General features: G+C 70.6%; 1 pseudogene. It reads right to left on the reverse strand.

Annotation, left to right across the window (positions count from 1 at the left end):
- A pseudogene (locus LVY72_RS24140) lies at positions 1-367 on the reverse strand (glycine cleavage system protein T); the annotation flags it as partial.

Below are 367 nucleotides of genomic sequence, written 5' to 3' on the forward strand. Positions count from 1 at the left end.
TTCCTTCTTGAAGGACACCACCGGGCCGAGGCCGGCCTCGAACGGGGTGACCTGCAGGGAGAGCTCGTTGCCGTACAGCGGCATGCCGGCCTCCAGCCGCAGCGAGTCGCGGCAGGCCAGGCCCGCCGGGACCAGGCCGTGGTCCTTGCCGGCCTCCAGCAGGGCCGCCCAGAGCCCCGGGGCGGCATCGTTGGGCAGGTAGATCTCGAAGCCGTCCTCGCCGGTGTAACCGGTGCGGGCCAGCAGCAGCTTGTGCGCCCCGGAGCCGAAGGTGAACTCCACCTCGTCGGCGGCGTAGTACTTCATCTCCCGCACCACCGCATGCTGTCCGGCCGGCACGAGCGTCAGCAGGATGTCCACCGCGTTC

Source organism: Arthrobacter hankyongi (assembly GCF_022012395.1).
Lineage (GTDB): Bacteria > Actinomycetota > Actinomycetes > Actinomycetales > Micrococcaceae > Crystallibacter > Crystallibacter hankyongi.